Below are 17,503 nucleotides of genomic sequence, written 5' to 3' on the forward strand. Positions count from 1 at the left end.
GGAGGGTGAAGATTGTTTCAACTAAAAAAATATAATACCTCGGTTGGCACGGAGATCGCTGCGGGTTTGACCACGTTTATGACGATGGCGTACATCTTGTTCATCAACCCGTCCATCTTGAGTGGAACTGGGATGAACCCGCATGCGGTATTTTTTGCAACGTGTATCGGAGCAGGTGTCGTCACGATTTTGATGGGGCTCTTCGTGAACTACCCCATCGCTCTTGCTCCGGGTATGGGACTGAACGCGTATTTCGCCGTCATTGCAGCACAGCACGGCGGGCAAGTGCCATGGCAGACGGCGCTTGGCGCTGTTTTCATCTCTGGTATCGTGTTCATTATTCTCACTCTGACGCGGATTCGACAGCTGCTCGTCAAAGCGGTGCCAGACTCGCTAAAAATGGCCATTACCGTAGGTATCGGCCTGTTTATCACCATCATTGGATTCAAAATCGGTGACATCACCATCATGCGGTTTACGGGTGGCTCAGCATCCACCTACCAGCCGAACGGGATCATTGACAACTTCTCTTGGCAGCCCGACATCGGTGCCTTGCACAACCCGTCCACACTACTCACGTTAATCGGTCTTTTGATTATCGCTATCTTAATGGCACTTCGCGTACCGGGGGCCATGTTAATTGGCATTTTGCTGACAACGATTATCGGGATCCCGATGGGTGTCACAGATACATCTGGACTCACTGGGAAGGAGTTCATCCCGGATTTCAGCAACCTCGCCATCGGTAAGTTCGATCTCGCCGGAGTCTTTCACTGGGGGCTTGTCAGCGCTCTGTTTACGTTCACCTTTGTGGAGCTCTTTGACACCTTTGGAACGCTTGTCGGGACAGCGCAGAAAGCAGGTTTGTTGGAAGGCCCGGATGGGCAACGGCGACTCGGACGAGCCATGTTGGTGGATGCCTTCGGTGTCAGCTTCGGGGCTTTACTTGGGACAAGCACCATCACCGCGTTTGTGGAAAGCGGATCTGGGATTGCCGCTGGCGGGCGTACAGGCTTGACCGCACTCACGACCGGCGTCCTGTTTATCCTGTCTATCTTCTTGGCGCCACTCGCTTTGATCATTCCGGACCAAGCTACGGCACCAGCGCTGATTATCGTTGGTGTGCTGATGATCAGTGCCGTTCGAAACATTGAATGGGACAACTTCGGTGTGGCTGTTCCCGCATTTTTGACCATCATTACGATGCCGCTTACCTACAGTATCTCGAACGGCATCGCACTTGGTTTCACGTTCTTTGTCATCATTAACCTGATTTTGATGCTGTTTCGTCAAGAACACACAAAGATTCACTGGTTGATGTACATCATCGTGGTCCTGGCGCTGTGGCGTTACATTTTTTACGTTTCCTGAACGAGTTTTCGTAACCGTGGTGGTTCGTTAGCGTGGGAATTCCAATAGAAGGCGCGAGATGGCTCGAGAGGGCGCGGACAGCCGCGTCCTCTATCAGCCCGATGAATCCCAGGCCACTTTGACTACACTGAAGCAATCCACACGAAACACGAACGTTATATCTTCTCTTTTGAAATTCGTTCGGATTTTGGTTGACCTTGTACCTGTGAGAGGATAAACTGAAGTCGAAAATAAAAAGCTAACTCGTATATCCTCGGGGATATGGCCCGAGAGTCTCTACCCGGACCCCGAGAAGGTCTGGACTACGAGTGGGAGATTGCGAGACGGATGTACGTAACCAGGCATCAAGCCTGATTCTCTGCATGCGCCGGCCCGCTCGTGTTGTTGTTGTATTCAACATGAGCGGGCCGGCTTTTTTATGGAGGTGGCAAGATTGGAACCACTTGTCGGTGTCATTATGGGAAGTCAGTCCGACTGGCCGACTCTGCAACATGCGTGCCAAGTTCTCGATGAACTCTGTGTGCCTTATGAGCGTCGAGTCGTCTCTGCGCATCGAACGCCGGATGAAATGTTTCACTACGCCGAGCAAGCGGTGGAGCGGGGTCTGAAAGCCATCATCGCCGGAGCCGGGGGGGCGGCACACCTGCCAGGCATGGTTGCAAGCAAGACGATGCTTCCTGTGATTGGCGTCCCTATCCAGACTTCTGCTTTAGGCGGACTTGATTCATTGCTTTCGATTGTCCAGATGCCAGGCGGAGTTCCCGTGGCCACCGTTGCGATTGGCAAGGCTGGGGCCACAAACGCAGGGTTGCTGGCGGCTCAAATCTTGGCAACGAACGACCATGAGTTGCTTGCTCGGCTCGAAGCTCGGCGCAGTGCAATTCGGGAAACGGTCCTTTCCAAACTCGATCCTGCAGATGGGGAGTGATGACGTGCCAAACACGACCAATGTGGTCTTCGAAGATAAAAACAGTCATGCTCATCACCCCGAAGAAACCAACACCCAAGCGAGGTCAAACATGCTTCCACTTTTGCCGGGCGCAACCATTGGTATTCTTGGCGGCGGGCAGCTTGGTCGAATGATTGCGCTCGAAGCCAGGCGAATGGGTTACAAGGTTGTCACTCTCGATCCAACGCCAGATTCTCCCTGCGGGCAGGTGGCGGACGAACAGATAACAGCCTCGTTCACAGACGTCACGGCGGCACTCCGTCTTGCTGAGTTGTCGGACGTCGTCGTGTACGAGTTTGAAGATGTCGACGATCAGGTTGTCGCAGCGATTGAGAACCGGGTCTATGTACCACAAGGAAGCCGACTTTTGTTCACCACAAGGCACCGGTTGCGAGAAAAGGCCGCGCTTGAGCGGGCTGGCATTCCCGTAGCGAAACATTCTCCTGTAAGCTCGTTTTCCGATCTGGAAGCTGCCGCTGATGAAGTCGGGTTGCCGTTGATTGTGAAAACAACCACTGGCGGATATGACGGGAAAGGTCAGTGGAGGGTGCTCACTCGGGAGAGTCTTGGAGCAGTATGGGCTGAGATGGAGAACGTCGTATCCTCAAGCTCTGAGTCTGCCGCTGTTGATCCCTCCGACGCGCCGTTCATCGCAGAAGCTGAAGTGCCGTTTGTGTGCGAGGTGTCGGTCGTGGTTGCGCGCGGTGCGACCGGAGAGGTACGGCCTTTTCCTGCGGCGGAGAATGTGCATCGAGATCATATTTTGCAGCTCTCCATCTGTCCGGCCCGCGTCTCCCAGGATGTCCTCGCCAAGGCCCAGGAGTTGGCGGTACGGGCTGCGGAGTCGCTGCATGTAGTCGGGTTGCTCGGTGTTGAGATGTTTGTCTTGCAAAGCGGCGAGGTACTTGTCAACGAGCTCGCGCCGCGTCCACATAACTCTGGTCACTACACACAAGACGCTTGTGTGACTTCGCAATTTGAACAGGTGATTCGCTCGGTCACGGGCCTTCCGCTCGGCAGTCCCGCACTGTTGTCACCTGTGGTCATGAGTAACCTTCTTGGCGAGCACCTTGAAGGGGCAATCCAGTCCATGCCAAGTTGGCCTGATACATTTAAGCTTCACCTTTACGGCAAGGAGGAGAGTCGACCGAAGCGGAAGATGGGGCACATCAATGTCGTTGCCGAAAGCACCGATGTTGCGCTTCAGCAGTTGACGAACCTCGGCATCTTTGGTGTTTGTGAGTAAGGTTTGGCCCGCGCGTAGATCAAGTTTGACGGCATAGGTGGGCTTTGAGATGCAAGTTGGCTTTCACATAAGTAGCTCGGCAAAATGAAATGTGCAAGACCAGGAATGCGGACGGGGGAATGAATGTGATTAATCGATATTCACGTGCTGAAATGGCAAACCGGTGGACTTTACAGGAACGTTTTCGCTGGTGGCTCGAAGTTGAGATCCTATCCTGTGAAGCATGGGCTGAACTTGGGGTCATCCCGAAGGAAGACGTGGCTGCGATTCGGGCAAACGCCAAGTTCGACGTGGACCGCGTCCTTGAAATTGAACAGGAGACCCGCCACGACGTGGTCGCATTCACAAGAGCAGTATCTGAGTCCCTCGGACCGGAACGCAAATGGGTCCACTATGGACTCACATCCACCGATGTTGTCGATACCGCTTTGTCGGCTCAACTTCAGGAGGCCATCAAGGTCATCCGAACAGATGTGGAGACGCTGATTGAAACCCTCCGCCAACTGGCTGCAAAATACAAAACCACGCTTATGATGGGGCGCACGCACGGGGTGCACGCTGAACCCACAACGTTTGGCCTGAAAGCCGCCTTGTGGTACGCGGAAATGGTGCGCAACCTGGAACGCTTCAATGCAGCAGCCGAGCGGATGCGCTACGGCAAGATTTCTGGCGCTGTTGGAACGTATGCCAATGTCGATCCGTTTGTCGAACAGTACGTTTGTGAGCGTCTTGGCCTGAAAGCCGCGCCAATCAGCACGCAAACCCTGCAACGCGACAGGCACGCAGAGTTCATTTTTGTCATCGGGCTCATCGGCACCACACTTGACAAGATTGCAACGGAAATTCGTGGACTTCAAAAATCGGAAATCCGCGAGGTGGAAGAACCGTTTTACAAGGGACAGAAAGGTTCGTCCGCGATGCCGCACAAACGCAACCCGGTTTCGTGTGAGCAGATCAGTGGCCTGGCAAGGGTACTGCGAGGGTATGTCGTCCCGGCTTTGGAAGACGTCCCACTGTGGCATGAACGGGACATCAGCCATTCTTCCGTCGAACGAGTGATTTTCCCTGATGCCACAATTCTCATCGACTACCTGTTGAGCCGAATGAACCGAATCCTGACCGACCTGCATGTGTATCCCGAGAACATGCGCCGCAATATGGATCGGACCTACGGCTTGCCATTCAGTCAGCGAGTCCTCACGACACTCATCGACAAGGGCGTATCCCGCGAAGAGGCCTACGACACGGTGCAACCGTGCGCGATGCAGGCTTGGGAAGAAGGACGTTCGTTCAAGGAAATTGTCGGTGAAGCACCGCTTGTGAAAAAGGTACTCACATCGGAAGAATTGGATGCCTGTTTTGACCCAACCTTCCATTTAAAGCACGTTGACACCATTTTTGAACGGCTTGGCCTCAACGCGTAACACATGGCTTATTTGGCTTCGTTGTTTATTTGACTTCGTTGTTTCTGTAAATCACTTCACTACAAATCACCCCCTGATGTGAGGACATGGCCCCGCCAGGGTAGGAGGAACCGCAAGATGGACCAGCAGACGGAACAGCTGAACTCGGCTCAAGAAGCGATGTACGAAGGTAAGGCGAAGCGCGTGTACCGCACGGAAGATGCAGGTGTGTATCGTGTGGCATACAAGGACGATGCAACAGCTTTCAACGGGCAAAAACGCGGCACCATCGTTGGCAAAGGTGTCGTCAACAACCAGATGAGCAACTTGTTCTTTCAACTGCTTGAGACAAAGGGCGTGCATACGCATTTCGTCAAAGAGCTGAGCGAGCGCGAAACCCTTGTACGTGCACTGACGATGTTGCCGATTGAAGTTGTGGTTCGAAATCTGGCTGCAGGAAGCATGGCATCGAGACTTGACCTCGAAGAGGGCATGAAGCTCGCACATCCGATTGTCGAGTTTTACTACAAGCGGGATGACCTCGGTGACCCTCTTGTGACTACCGACCACATCGAAGCTCTTGGTCTGGCCACGCCATCTGATATCACACAGGTCAAACAAATGGCGCTTCGGGTCAACGAGGTGTTGTCAGACGTCTTGCGGACAGTCGACGTAATCCTCGTCGACTTCAAACTGGAGTTTGGTAAGACGGATGAGGGAGAAATCCTGCTTGCAGATGAGATTTCACCCGATACATGCCGCTACTGGGATGCAAACACCAACGAAAAGCTCGACAAGGACCGCTTTCGTCGGGACCTTGGCGGAGTAGAAAACGCCTATGCAGAGATGATGCGTCGCGTGAGGGAGGTCGCAAGCCTGTGACAAATTGGCTGGTAGAAGTGCGCATTCAATTTAAACCGAGTGTCTTCGACCCGCAGGGTCATGCTGTAGAGAACGCAGTGCACAGCCTTGGGTATCGGTCAGCGGAAGGTTTTCGCGTTGGCAAGTACATGACATTCCACATCGCCGCGGCATCGAAGGAAGAGGCAGAACAGGTTGCTCACGAGGTTTGTGACAAGGTGCTTTGCAACCCGGTCATGGAGACCTATGATTTCGATCTCAAGCCCGAAGCGAGCAAGGAGGGCCTGGCATGAAGTGGGCAGTTGTTGTCTTTCCCGGGTCAAACTGTGACGAAGACGCACAGAAGGCTGTCGCCTCCGTAACGGGCGATCCGGTTGATCTTGTATGGCACACCGAAGCTGACCTCAGCGCGTATGACGCCATCATTTTACCGGGCGGTTTTTCCTACGGCGACTATCTCAGATCCGGGGCCATTGCTCGCTTCTCACCTGTCATGCAGGCTGTGTCAAAGGAAGCTGCAGCAGGAAAACTGGTGGTCGGCATCTGCAACGGGTTTCAGGTGTTGACAGAGTCCGGTCTCTTGCCGGGAGCACTCCTTCGCAATGAAGACCTTCGCTTTCATTGCCACACCTCCGAACTGGTTGTGGAAAACACGGACTCCCCGTTTACGTCGGCGTACACGAAAGGTGAGACCATTCGCGTTCCGATTGCCCATGGTGAGGGCAGGTACTACGCAGATGAAGAGACACTCGCACAACTGAAGAAGGACAACCGAATTCTGTTCCGGTACCAGGACAACCCGAACGGATCGGTCGAGGACATCGCAGGCATCCTGAATGAAAACCGCAACGTCCTCGGATTAATGCCGCATCCTGAGCGTGCTGTTACAGATTGGATGGCATCGGAAGACGGACAGCGGATGTTCTTATCGATGCAGCAAGCCGTCAAAGCACGGACCAACCAGACAGAAACCGCGGCGGCAGCCACTGGCACGTCCCTGAACCATGTCCTCGTTGGCAACCTGGATACGTCAAACCCCGGCATTGGGCAAGAAACGCCTGAGGCGAGTGCAATGCCAAGCGAGACCATGCAGGAAAATCCGGTTGAGCCGAGTCCCGAGCAGATCAAGGAACACCTGATTTATCGCGATCTCGGTTTGACAGAAACTGAATATCAGCGGGCAGTTGAGTTACTCGGTCGACTCCCCAATTACGTTGAAACAGGGTTGTTCGGAGTTCTGTGGTCTGAGCACTGCAGTTATAAAAGCTCGAAACGGTACTTGCGGCAGTTCCCCACGACAGGACCACAGGTTCTGCAGGGACCTGGAGAGAATGCCGGCGTCATCGACCTTGGCGACGGCATCGGCGTCGCGTTTAAGATGGAAAGTCACAACCATCCGTCTGCGATTGAGCCGGTGCAAGGGGCGGCCACAGGTGTTGGCGGCATTCTTCGCGACGTGTTTACGATGGGTGCGAGGCCGATTGCATTCCTCGACAGCCTGCGTTTTGGACCGCTTGACGATGAGCATGTGCGACACCTGTTCCGCGGCGTGGTCGAAGGGATTGGGATGTACGGCAACTGCGTCGGTATCCCGACGGTCGGCGGTGAGGTCACATTTGACCCGTCCTACACCGCGAACCCGCTCGTGAACGCCATGTGTGTCGGCGTTCTGCCGGCTGACAAAATCGTCAAAGGCACAGCAACCGGTACAGGCAATCCGGTCTTCGTTGTCGGCGCTCGTACAGGCCGTGATGGAATTCATGGCGCGACGTTCGCATCCGCTGAAGACCCTCATACGAAAGAGCGTTCTGCCGTTCAAGTGGGCGATCCGTTCCTCGGCAAACTTCTGATGGAAGCCTGCCTGGAACTGATTGACACAGGTGCCGTGGTTGGCATCCAGGACATGGGAGCGGCAGGGCTTACTTCCTCTTCCGCGGAGATGGCAAGCCGTGCCGGCGGCGGTATGGAGTTATACCTGAACCAGGTCCCTGTTCGCGAAGACGGCATGACACCTTATGAAATGATGCTCTCGGAGTCCCAAGAACGGATGCTCGTCGTATTGGAGCGCGGTCGTGAAGACTTGGCGTTCCAGATTTTGCGCAAGTGGGGTCTCGAAGTCGCGGAAATTGGCAAGGTCACAGATGATGGTAATCTGCGGCTTTGGTTCAACAACTCAAAAGTGGCTGATGTGCCGGTTCGTTACTTGGTTGATGATGCGCCTGTCTACGACCGTCCTGTGGCACCTCCGGCGTCAACGTTGGCTGATAACTGGCAATCCGACCTGAATGAACTCCGCACACAGCTTGACGGGCTACAGACCAAGTCCGGCACAGCCGAAAGCAGTTGGGGCGATGCACTGACCAACCTGCTGACTCATCCAACTATTGCGGAAAAGAGCTGGGTGTATCGCCAATACGATACCTCGGTTCGAACATCAACTGTGGTTGGACCTGGCAGTGACGCCGCTGTTGTCAAACTTCCGGACTCAAAAACCTGTATCGCCCTTACAACGGATGGCAATGGCCGCTATGTGGGATTGAATCCCCGTCTGGGCGGTGCGATTGCTGTTGCTGAGGCAGCCCGGAATATTGTCTGCTCGGGCGGCATACCGCTCGCCATCACGAACTGCCTGAACTTCGGCAATCCAGAGAAGCCGGAAATCATGTATCAGTTCGCGGAGGCTACGTCTGGTATGAGCGAAGCCTGCGAGGCCCTTGGAACCCCGGTCGTGAGCGGAAATGTCAGCCTGTACAACGAGACGGGCGGGCGAGATATCTGGCCAACGCCAGTCATCGGAATGGTCGGTAAGATTACCGGGGTCGATGCAGTCATACCGAGCGGTTTTCAACAGGAAGGCTCGAGCGTCATCTGTATCGGGCCGGAAGACCGAGACCTCCAAGGTTCCCTCTTTGTGGAGGAACTTCTGTCGAGGAGTGCAGGTTCAGCTCCTTCATTTGACCTGGCCGTTGAGGTTGCGGTGCAGCAGTTTGTGAGTGAGGTCATGCAGCAGGGATGGGTCACCGCAGCTCACGACGTGAGTGAAGGCGGGATTGCCGTCACACTTGCAGAGATGTGCATGGACCATCAGATTGGTGCACAGATTGAGGCGCCCATATCCGCGCAAGACACACTTGCCGTTGCAGGTTGGCTGTTCTCGGAAGGACAGAGTCGAATTGTGCTCGAGGTACCATCGGAGCATGTGGGGAAACTGTTGCAAGCGGCGAAATCAGCACACGTTGATGCGAGAGTCATGGGTCAAACTGCTGGGATGGAACTCGTCATCAACGGATCGAACCGATCTGGCAAGGAGCGTTTGCTTGTCCAGACTGCTCTGCAGATGAAGATGGCCTATGAATCGGTCATCTCGAGATTCATGAGTCTGCCGGAGGCTGAGAGGGGGAGTGGCAATGTTGCGGTTCCAGGACAGTAATTCAGTGACGGATGCCAAAAATGTGGCAGTGAACCTCGAGAATCTGGAGTTGGACGTCGAAGGGCTTCAGGGGATCCCGGACAGACCGACAGAGGAATGCGGCGTATTTGGTGTTTACGGTCATGTGAAGGCAACCGAGCTCGCCTACTACGCCCTGTTTGCCCTGCAGCATCGCGGTCAAGAGGCTGCAGGCATCGCCTCAGTGGACGATGGCAGGATGTACAACCACCGTGGACTCGGCCTGCTCTCTGAGGTATTTGCGGAAACGGCACTGGATGAACTTCCAGGTGCCGCCGCGATTGGTCACGTGAGGTACTCGACAGCAGGATCGAACACCGTGCAAAATGCACAGCCCATCTCATTCACCACCCACGAGGGGCCGTTTGCGCTGGCGCATAACGGGAATCTGGTCAACGCGAGATCCCTTCGGATGTTGCTCGAACGCCAAGGCAGCTTGTTTCAGTCGACGAGTGACACAGAAGTCGTTGCTCACCTGATTGCGCGTGCCGGCTTGCCGACGTTTACGGAAAACATTGTCGAGGCAGTTCGCATGGTCAAGGGCGGTTTTGCATTCTTGTTCCTCGACAAAAACGAACTGATTGCCGTTCGCGATCCGTTCGGACTCCGCCCACTGGCCCTTGGCCGCCTCGATGATGCGTATGTGTTTGCGTCTGAATCGTGCGCGTTCGATTCCATTGGGGCAACGTTTATCAGGGATGTTGAGCCGGGCGAGATGATTGTGGTGACTGCCAAAGGACTCCGCTCGATTCCCTCCGGGCAGCGCACGAAACGGGCCATGTGCACGTTCGAGCACATTTACTTCGCACGTCCCGACAGTGACATTGATGGCTGGAACGTTCACACGGTTCGCAAGCAACTCGGCCGAATTTTGGCGGAAAACCACGGAGTCGAAGCGGATATCGTCGTCGGTGTGCCGGATTCCAGTATCTCTGCTGCCAACGGATACGGTGAGACGGCCGGCCTTCCCGTCGAGATGGGACTCATTAAGAACAAATACATCGCGAGGACGTTCATTCAGCCTTCATCTGAACTGCGCGATGTCGGAGTCCGGTTGAAGCTGAACGCGGTCCGGTCGATTGTATCCGGGAAGCGGGTTGTGCTGGTGGATGACTCGATTGTTCGGGGCACGACAAGCCGAAGGATCGTCCGCTTGTTGCGGGATGCAGGAGCGACGGAAGTGCATGTGCGCATTTCCAGTCCACCGTATAAAAACCCTTGCCACTACGGTATCGATACCTCCTCGCGGGGTCAGTTGATTGCGGCAACGCACACAATTGACGAGATCTGCCAAGAGATTGAAGCGGACTCCTTGGCCTTTTTAAGCGTGGATGAGCTGATGGAAGGTTTCGGGTATGCCCGTGGAGAGGGCAATCCGTTTTGCAATGCCTGCTTTACCGGGAACTACCCGACGGAGGTCTACGAGACCGACAAGCACACCTATGAGAATGGCGCCAGCGACCGTGAGGCAGACAAGAGGTTGAACGCGGAGTCAGGCAGTTCGGGGCGGGGGCACCTTCCGGATGGTACGCCGGTCTCGGGTCAGGACAGCGGATCGCCGGATGAGGAACCGGTTCCACCGGAGGACACCGAAGGGTTTGAAGCGATTCTAACAGCCACCAGAAACCCGCGGGGGGTGAAGTCATGACGGCCGATTTATACAAGCAAGCTGGTGTTGACATCGACGCAGGAAACGAGGCAGCAAAACGGTATGCGCGGATTGGCAGCCTTGCCACGCGTCCTGAAGTCGCGTCTGGCATCGGTGGTTTCTCGGGCGGCTTTCGCTTGGATGTGACGAAATACCCGGAACCGTTGTTGGTATCAGGGACCGACGGTGTTGGCACGAAGATTAAGGTGGCCTTCGCGACGAATCGTCATGACACGATTGGCATTGACTGTGTTGCGATGTGCGTCAACGACATCCTCACCTCCGGCGCGGAACCGTTGTTCTTCCTCGACTACCTCGCGGTCAACGCGCTCGACGTTGACGTCGCCGAGGCAGTCGTGAGCGGTGTGGCAGAAGGGTGTCAGCAAGCAGGGTGTGCGTTGATAGGCGGCGAGACAGCCGAAATGGGTGATGTCTATCAACCTGGTGATTACGATCTCGCCGGTACCGCAGTCGGCGTTGTCAATGCGTCGAAGGCGATCAACGGATCGACCATTGAAGCCGGTGATGTCGTTCTTGGCCTCGCCAGCACTGGGATTCACTCGAACGGCTATTCACTCGTGCGCAAACTCTTAAACGACGCGGGTGTCGCCTACAGCGATACACTGCCTGGCTTTCGTGGAACGGTCGGCGAAGAACTTTTGATTCCGACCGCGATTTACGTGAAACCTGTACACCGTCTGCTTTCAAGCGGCGTCGAGATTCGGGGCATGGCGCACATCACCGGAGGCGGACTGGTCGAGAACCTCCCGCGTGTTCTTCCGGGGGGCGTGTCGGCATCGCTGCAAATGGGCAGTTGGGAAGTTCAACCTGTATTTCAATGGCTGCAGGAGACTGCGAAGATGTCCTTTGCAGAGGCTGCGCGTGTCTTCAACATGGGGATTGGGTACGTCGTGATTGTGCCTGCAGACCAGGCTGACCAGGCACTCAAACTGTTGGCTGAAGAAGGTCAGAAGGCAACGGTCATCGGAGCTATCGTTTCTGGAGCGCAGACGGTCGAATGGGACGGCGACCTTGCATGATAACGCCAGAGACGACCGGTCCAGGGATGATGAGTACCGGCGAGGCAAACCCAGTCCAGCCGGGGCGGAGAGCCAGGATCGCCGTGTTCGTCTCTGGAGAAGGGACCAACTTACAGGCTATCCTTGGCTATGCGGTCGGGTGCCCTGGGTGGATCGTAGAGGTCGCGCTGGTCGTCACTGATAAGCCGTGGTGCCGAGCAGTGCAGCGCGCCTTGGGCGCCGGAGCCCCAGTGTTCGCAGCGGAACCGAAGGCGTTTCCATCGAGATCGGCCTATGAACGGGCGATCCTCAGAGAGCTTCGCGCACACGGAGTGGATGGTATTGCCCTTGCTGGGTACATGCGAATTGTTGGCTCCGACATCCTCGAGGCCTACCCGAACCGGATTCTGAACCTGCATCCATCTCTGCTCCCCGCGTTTCCCGGTCGCTCCGCCATCGCGGATGCTCTTTCTGCGGGGGTTACGGAGACTGGGGTTACGGTGCATTATGTGGACGCAGGTGTAGATACCGGCCCAATCATCGCGCAGTGGCGGGTTCCTGTCACAGAGGGGATGGAACTTGGAACGTTGACGCAGCGGGTTCACGAGGTTGAGCATCACTTGTATCCCGCGGTGATTGGACAAGTAGCATCGTCGTGGCTCTCTGAGTGAAGGCTGGTGCTCTTAGAAGATGCTTTTATAGGTGATTTTTTGTGAATGCCTTTTACAGCTGCTTTTTATAGGTTGCCTTTTTATAGCTGCTTTTGATCGGGAAACGACCTTACGGAAGGGTGTGTTGTCTTGCAACGTTTAGCACTCGTTAGTGTGTTTGATAAGACTGGGATTGTTGATTTCTGTCACGATCTCGTTGCTGCCGGTTACGGGATCCTCTCAACAGGGGGGACGGCCCGCACGCTTGCCGACGCAGGCATCGACGTAACGGCGGTGGAGGATTATACAGGCTTTCCCGAGATGATGGACGGCCGTGTCAAGACACTCCATCCAAAGATTCACGGAGGACTGCTGGCTCTGCGTGACGACGAGGGGCATATGAAAAGCCTGCATGAGCACGGCATTTCCATGATTGATGTTGTGGTCGTGAATCTGTATCCATTCGAACAGACGATTGCAAAACCCAACGTGACGTTCGAGGAAGCCGTCGAGATGATCGATATTGGTGGTCCATCCATGCTGCGGGCTGCTGCAAAGAACCACCCGTTTGTCATTCCCGTGGTCGATCCCGTTGACTATGGCTGGATTGGCAAGCGTCTGCGCGCAGGCGAAGAACTCACCCAAATCGAGCGCAGGACGCTTGCTGGCAAGGTCTTTCAGACGACCGGCGTTTACGATGCGGCAATCACTGCGTATTTTCAGACACAGTTGCAATCAGGAGCTGACACGATGGAAATCGGATCCGCTGAGACTGCGCGAACAGCAGCGCAAACCGGATCGGACGCTGCTGGGGCTGCAGAGTCTGAATGGCCAACGATCTACACGGTTTCGTTTGAGCACAAACAGGCGCTCCGTTACGGCGAGAATCCACACCAAAAAGCCCACTTCTATGCGGATTCGAAAGCGAGTCCAGCCACCATTGCAGCGGCTGTGCAGCTTCAAGGCAAGGAACTCTCCTACAACAACATTCAAGATGCGGACGCGGCACTGCGGATTTTGCGCGATCTCGATGACCTCTCGTCACCTGCGGTGGTGGCCGTGAAACACATGAATCCGTGCGGTGTGGGGATCGGCGATTCCGTCATGCAGGCATTCGTTCGTGCGTACGAGGCCGATCCAGTCTCGATTTTCGGCGGCATCATTGCCTCAAACCGGACGGTCGATGAGGCACTTGCTGAACGCCTCACCGATATGTTTCTCGAGATTGTCATTGCACCGGACTTTACAGAAGGCGCAAGGACGCAGTTTGCGCGCAAGAAAAACGTTCGCTTGCTGACTGTCGATATGAAAGCCCCCTTGTGGCTCCCTGGTGAACATTCTTTCCGACGCGTGTCTGGCGGGCTATTGGTACAAGATGTGGACGTTTCGGGCGAGATGCCGGACTGGAATGTGGTCACAAAGCGCCAGCCGTCCGCCGATGAAGTCCGCGCACTCCAGTTCGCTTGGAAGATCGTGAAGCACGTGAAATCGAACGCTATTGTTCTCGCGACGGATGCATCGACGATTGGCATCGGCGCAGGGCAGATGAATCGGGTTGGCGCTGCAGAGATCGCCATTCGGCAGGCAGGACCCAAAGCACAAGGCAGTGTGCTTGCATCGGATGCCTTTTTCCCCATGCGCGACACGGTAGACACGGCAGCGGCAGCTGGTGTGCGAGCGATCATCCAACCAGGCGGATCGATCAAGGACAAAGACAGTATCGCCGCAGCGGACGAACACGATATTGCAATGGTCTTTACGGGCCGCCGTCATTTCTTGCACTGAACAAGCCCCCAGAAGTGTGAATTTTGCAAGGTGTTCAAAGTTGCAAGGTGTTTAAGGTTGCAAGGTGTTCAAAGTTGCAAGGTGTTTAAGGTTGCAAGGTGCTTGCTTTCGTCGGGTTCTTCAGGGTGTTGCAAGTCAAGGTGTTGCTTTCGTCGATTTGTTCAAGGTGTTGTTGCGTTGATGGGTCACTACAGGGCCGTTTGTGCACTGCAGATAAGGTCAAGGGGGAGAACGAATGCAGGCAGGAAACAAACTGATGCGTGGATGCCGAGTGCTTGTGGTTGGACAAGGAGCGCGCGAGCACGCGATTGTCTGGAAACTGCATCAAAGCCGGTTTGAGCCGAAGCTGTTTGTTGCACCAGGGAATCCGGGTATGGAAGGGCTGGCCACGCGGATCCCGATTTCCGTCGACGATGTTTCATCCATGGTAGAGTTTGCGCTCGAGGCTCAGATCCACCTCGTCGTGGTCGGGCCAGAGGCCCCGTTGTCACGCGGACTGGTGGATGCCTGCCTGGAGAAGGGCATTCCGGCGTTCGGCCCCCAACAAGCGGCCGCCATGCTTGAGACGTCAAAAGCGTTCGCCAAGGATGTCATGAAGAAAGCTGGCGTACCGACAGCAAGGTATGAAGTATTTACAGAGGCTTCTGCTGCAAAGAGATATGTTGAAGAATGCGGTGCTCCGATAGTCATCAAGGCTGACGGTCTGGCGGCAGGAAAAGGCGTGATTGTTGCGCAGACCCTCGAGGAGGCCACTGACGCCATCGATGAGATCCTTGTTAACGAACGATTCGGTGCCTCTGGTCATCGCGTGGTAATTGAGGATTTTCTTGACGGGCAAGAGGCATCGCTGATGTTTTTCGTGGATGGAGATTATGCGATTCCGATGCTGCCTGCCAGAGATTACAAGCGGATCGGCGACGGGAATACTGGACCGAATACTGGCGGAATGGGATCAGTGGCCCCAGTCCTGCGGGATCGGCCTGAGATGGTGTCTGCGGTGGAGCGCACTATCGTGATGCCTGTCTTGCAAGAATTGAAGAATCAGGGTGTCGTGTACCGCGGGGTGCTGTACGTCGGGCTGATGGTCACGCGTGATGGGCACCCAATGGTGATTGAATTCAATGCACGTTTCGGAGATCCCGAGACGGAAGTTGTGCTTCCTTTGTTAACAACCGATTTACTGGAGGTTATGTGGGCCATCGCTCATGGTCGTTTGAAAGACATTGAGTTAACGTGGAGTGCGAAGCATGCCGTGTGCGTAGTTTTGGCAGCTCCTGGGTACCCGGAAAAGCCAAGTGTCGGACAACCGATAAGGTTTGCACATGGTCCGGCCGATCTCGTCTTTCATGCAGGCACGACAAACGAGGACGGTGTCTTGAAGACATCCGGCGGTCGAGTGCTTACGGCTGTCGGCATCGGTACCACGCGGCACGAGGCGCAGGGTATTGCTTACCGGATCGCGGAGAAGATATACTTTGACGGGAAACAACTACGACATGATATCGGAAGCTGATTTTGAACTTCGCCGTTCGGATGCCACAACCGATATTGACTCTCAGTGCCGGGACCAGTCCCGGTACTTTTTTATGGAGGCATTGAATGCAGCGCGTTCCCTGGTATCCCATTATGGTGTTGGTGGCGGGAAGCTGTTTTGGACTGATCTCGCCACTGTTAAAAATTGCATACGCTCACGGCTTTAGTGCAGCGGAAGCCACGGATGCCCAGTATGTACTTGGCGTGATCCCGTTGTGGCTGATTGTGCCTTTTTGGCGGCAAGGCAAACGCCGGATTGCCCGCGGGCAATGGCCAATCTTAGTGTTAAGCGGGTTGGCTGGGGCAGGAACGAGTTATACATATTATTCGGCGATTTTGTTCCTGCCTGCTTCGCTGGCCATCGTACTCTTATTCCAGTTCACTTGGATGGTCATGGTGATTGACATTGTGGTGACGCGTCGATTGCCAAGCCGTGCCAAGTGGGTTGGCGGAGGGCTGATTGTCATTGGGACAATTCTGGCTGTCGGTATCATTGGCCACAAGCTGAGCCACTTTCCGGTTTGGACAGTTGGGTTTGGACTGCTGTCTGGCCTCTGTTACGCGATCTCGCTTTACCTGTACTCGTACCTGGACATCGAAACTTCGCCCGTCCTGCAATCGGCCGTGATTGTTACCGTCGCTACACTCGCTGCTTTCATTCCGTTCCCGCCAACCTTTATCGGGCAGATTCACGAGGTTCATGGATTCTGGTTATGGGGATTCATCATGGCATTCTTTAGTCAGATTGCACCCCCCATTTTAATGATGGTCGCTGTGCCGAGAGTTGGCGGCAGAATGGCAGGGGTGCTGGGGTCCATCGAATTGCCCGTCGCAGTCGTCTCTGCACGTTTGATTCTGGGCGAACAGGAAGACATGTTAGGTTGGATTGGCGTGCTGTTGATTGTCACTGGTATCATCGTGAGCGAGTGGAGGACCAGACAAGAATCGGGATTCTTGCCGCCGGGTGAGATTCCCGGTGAGATTAAGGAAGCGTAAGCCAGCACGGAGATTGGCTGCGTGCGGTGGCGGGGTGGGTTCGGGTGCGGCACGGTCAGCCATAGCAGAACTCAGTTCCGCCACGAAGCCAGAAGCCAGAAGCCAGAAGCCAGAAGCCAGAAGCCAGAAGCCAGAAGCCAGAAGCCAGAAGCCAGAAGCCAGAAGCCAGAAGCCAGAGCCACGGGACAGTCGGCCATAGGGATTGGGGCTAGTCAATGAAACCCGCGAATCATGGCCCCAAAGGCCTGTTCTCCAGCAGTTGGCATCCGAGTCGTAATTTTGTTTGTATAAAGTACTTGATCTGCCCTTCCGAGCGTGATATATTAGTCGATGTCGCCGCGAGGCGGCTACGATGAAAACCTGATAACAACGCTGATATTGAGGCAAGCTATCAGGCATCGAAATGAAGTTGGTTCCTTGAAAACTAAACACACGCAGAGAGTGAAACGTACAGATTCGAAGTGAGTATCTTCGGCAACGAAGAGAGCAAACTTCTCAACTTTGAGAGTTTGATCCTGGCTCAGGACGAACGCTGGCGGCGTGCCTAATACATGCAAGTCGCGCGGACTTCTTCGGAAGTCAGCGGCGGACGGG

Annotated in this window: 13 protein-coding genes, 1 rRNA gene, 1 pseudogene and 1 riboswitch; all 15 genes and pseudogenes read left to right on the forward strand. The window is 55.1% G+C overall.

Annotated elements, in window-relative coordinates; all coding sequences use genetic code 11:
• Window positions 1-12: 12 nt before the first annotated feature.
• Entirely contained in the window at window positions 13-1,371 is a 1,359-nt protein-coding gene (locus AN477_RS04460) for an NCS2 family permease (RefSeq protein ID WP_054967975.1), read from the forward strand.
• A gap of 223 nt (window positions 1,372-1,594) precedes the next feature.
• Window positions 1,595-1,696: riboswitch (purine riboswitch) on the forward strand.
• Between the two features lie 108 nt (window positions 1,697-1,804).
• Window positions 1,805-2,299 carry a 5-(carboxyamino)imidazole ribonucleotide mutase gene (purE, locus tag AN477_RS04465; protein WP_054967976.1) on the forward strand — a complete coding sequence of 165 codons (495 nt, stop codon included), beginning with the start codon at window positions 1,805-1,807 and terminating at the stop codon, window positions 2,297-2,299.
• Window positions 2,300-2,390: 91 nt separating this feature from the next.
• On the forward strand, window positions 2,391-3,566 hold the full coding sequence (gene purK, locus AN477_RS04470) for a 5-(carboxyamino)imidazole ribonucleotide synthase (RefSeq protein ID WP_054967990.1): 1,176 nt from the start codon (window positions 2,391-2,393) through the stop codon (window positions 3,564-3,566).
• 125 nt (window positions 3,567-3,691) lie between these two features.
• Window positions 3,692-4,990, forward strand: coding sequence for an adenylosuccinate lyase (gene purB, locus AN477_RS04475; RefSeq protein WP_054967977.1), 1,299 nt, complete (start codon window positions 3,692-3,694; stop codon window positions 4,988-4,990).
• Window positions 4,991-5,107: 117 nt separating this feature from the next.
• Entirely contained in the window at window positions 5,108-5,851 is a 744-nt protein-coding gene (gene purC / locus AN477_RS04480; RefSeq protein WP_054967978.1) for a phosphoribosylaminoimidazolesuccinocarboxamide synthase, read from the forward strand.
• Window positions 5,848-6,123 carry a phosphoribosylformylglycinamidine synthase subunit PurS gene (gene purS, locus AN477_RS04485; protein ID WP_054967979.1) on the forward strand — a complete coding sequence of 92 codons (276 nt, stop codon included), beginning with the start codon at window positions 5,848-5,850 and terminating at the stop codon, window positions 6,121-6,123. The genes purC and purS overlap by 4 nt, the downstream gene beginning before the upstream one ends.
• Window positions 6,120-6,722, forward strand: a pseudogene (gene purQ / locus AN477_RS25820) (phosphoribosylformylglycinamidine synthase subunit PurQ); the annotation flags it as partial. The gene purS and the pseudogene purQ, both read left to right, overlap by 4 nt.
• A 180-nt stretch (window positions 6,723-6,902) precedes the next feature.
• Window positions 6,903-9,260 (forward strand): phosphoribosylformylglycinamidine synthase subunit PurL, encoded by a 2,358-nt coding sequence (gene purL / locus AN477_RS04490; RefSeq protein WP_425388120.1) that lies wholly within the window; start codon window positions 6,903-6,905, stop codon window positions 9,258-9,260.
• Window positions 9,238-10,926: an amidophosphoribosyltransferase gene (gene purF / locus AN477_RS04495; RefSeq protein ID WP_083485950.1), complete on the forward strand. Its 1,689-nt coding sequence runs from the start codon at window positions 9,238-9,240 to the stop codon at window positions 10,924-10,926. Before purL ends, purF begins: the two co-directional genes overlap by 23 nt.
• Window positions 10,923-11,966, forward strand: a complete 1,044-nt coding sequence (purM, locus tag AN477_RS04500) for a phosphoribosylformylglycinamidine cyclo-ligase (protein WP_054967980.1) — start codon at window positions 10,923-10,925, stop codon at window positions 11,964-11,966. Before purF ends, purM begins: the two co-directional genes overlap by 4 nt.
• 29 nt (window positions 11,967-11,995) lie before the next feature.
• Window positions 11,996-12,616 carry a phosphoribosylglycinamide formyltransferase gene (purN, locus tag AN477_RS04505; protein WP_054967992.1) on the forward strand — a complete coding sequence of 207 codons (621 nt, stop codon included), beginning with the start codon at window positions 11,996-11,998 and terminating at the stop codon, window positions 12,614-12,616.
• 129 nt (window positions 12,617-12,745) lie between these two features.
• Window positions 12,746-14,380 (forward strand): bifunctional phosphoribosylaminoimidazolecarboxamide formyltransferase/IMP cyclohydrolase, encoded by a 1,635-nt coding sequence (gene purH / locus AN477_RS04510; RefSeq protein WP_054967981.1) that lies wholly within the window; start codon window positions 12,746-12,748, stop codon window positions 14,378-14,380.
• A gap of 235 nt (window positions 14,381-14,615) precedes the next feature.
• Window positions 14,616-15,893, forward strand: a complete 1,278-nt coding sequence (purD, locus tag AN477_RS04515; RefSeq protein ID WP_245631712.1) for a phosphoribosylamine--glycine ligase — start codon at window positions 14,616-14,618, stop codon at window positions 15,891-15,893.
• An 86-nt stretch (window positions 15,894-15,979) separates the two neighbouring features.
• Entirely contained in the window at window positions 15,980-16,909 is a 930-nt protein-coding gene (locus AN477_RS04520; protein WP_083485951.1) for an EamA family transporter, read from the forward strand.
• 497 nt (window positions 16,910-17,406) lie between these two features.
• Window positions 17,407-17,503: ribosomal RNA gene (locus AN477_RS04530) — 16S ribosomal RNA — on the forward strand; the annotation flags it as partial.

This window comes from Paenalicyclobacillus ferrooxydans, assembly GCF_001399675.1.
GTDB lineage: Bacteria > Bacillota > Bacilli > Alicyclobacillales > Alicyclobacillaceae > Alicyclobacillus_B > Alicyclobacillus_B ferrooxydans.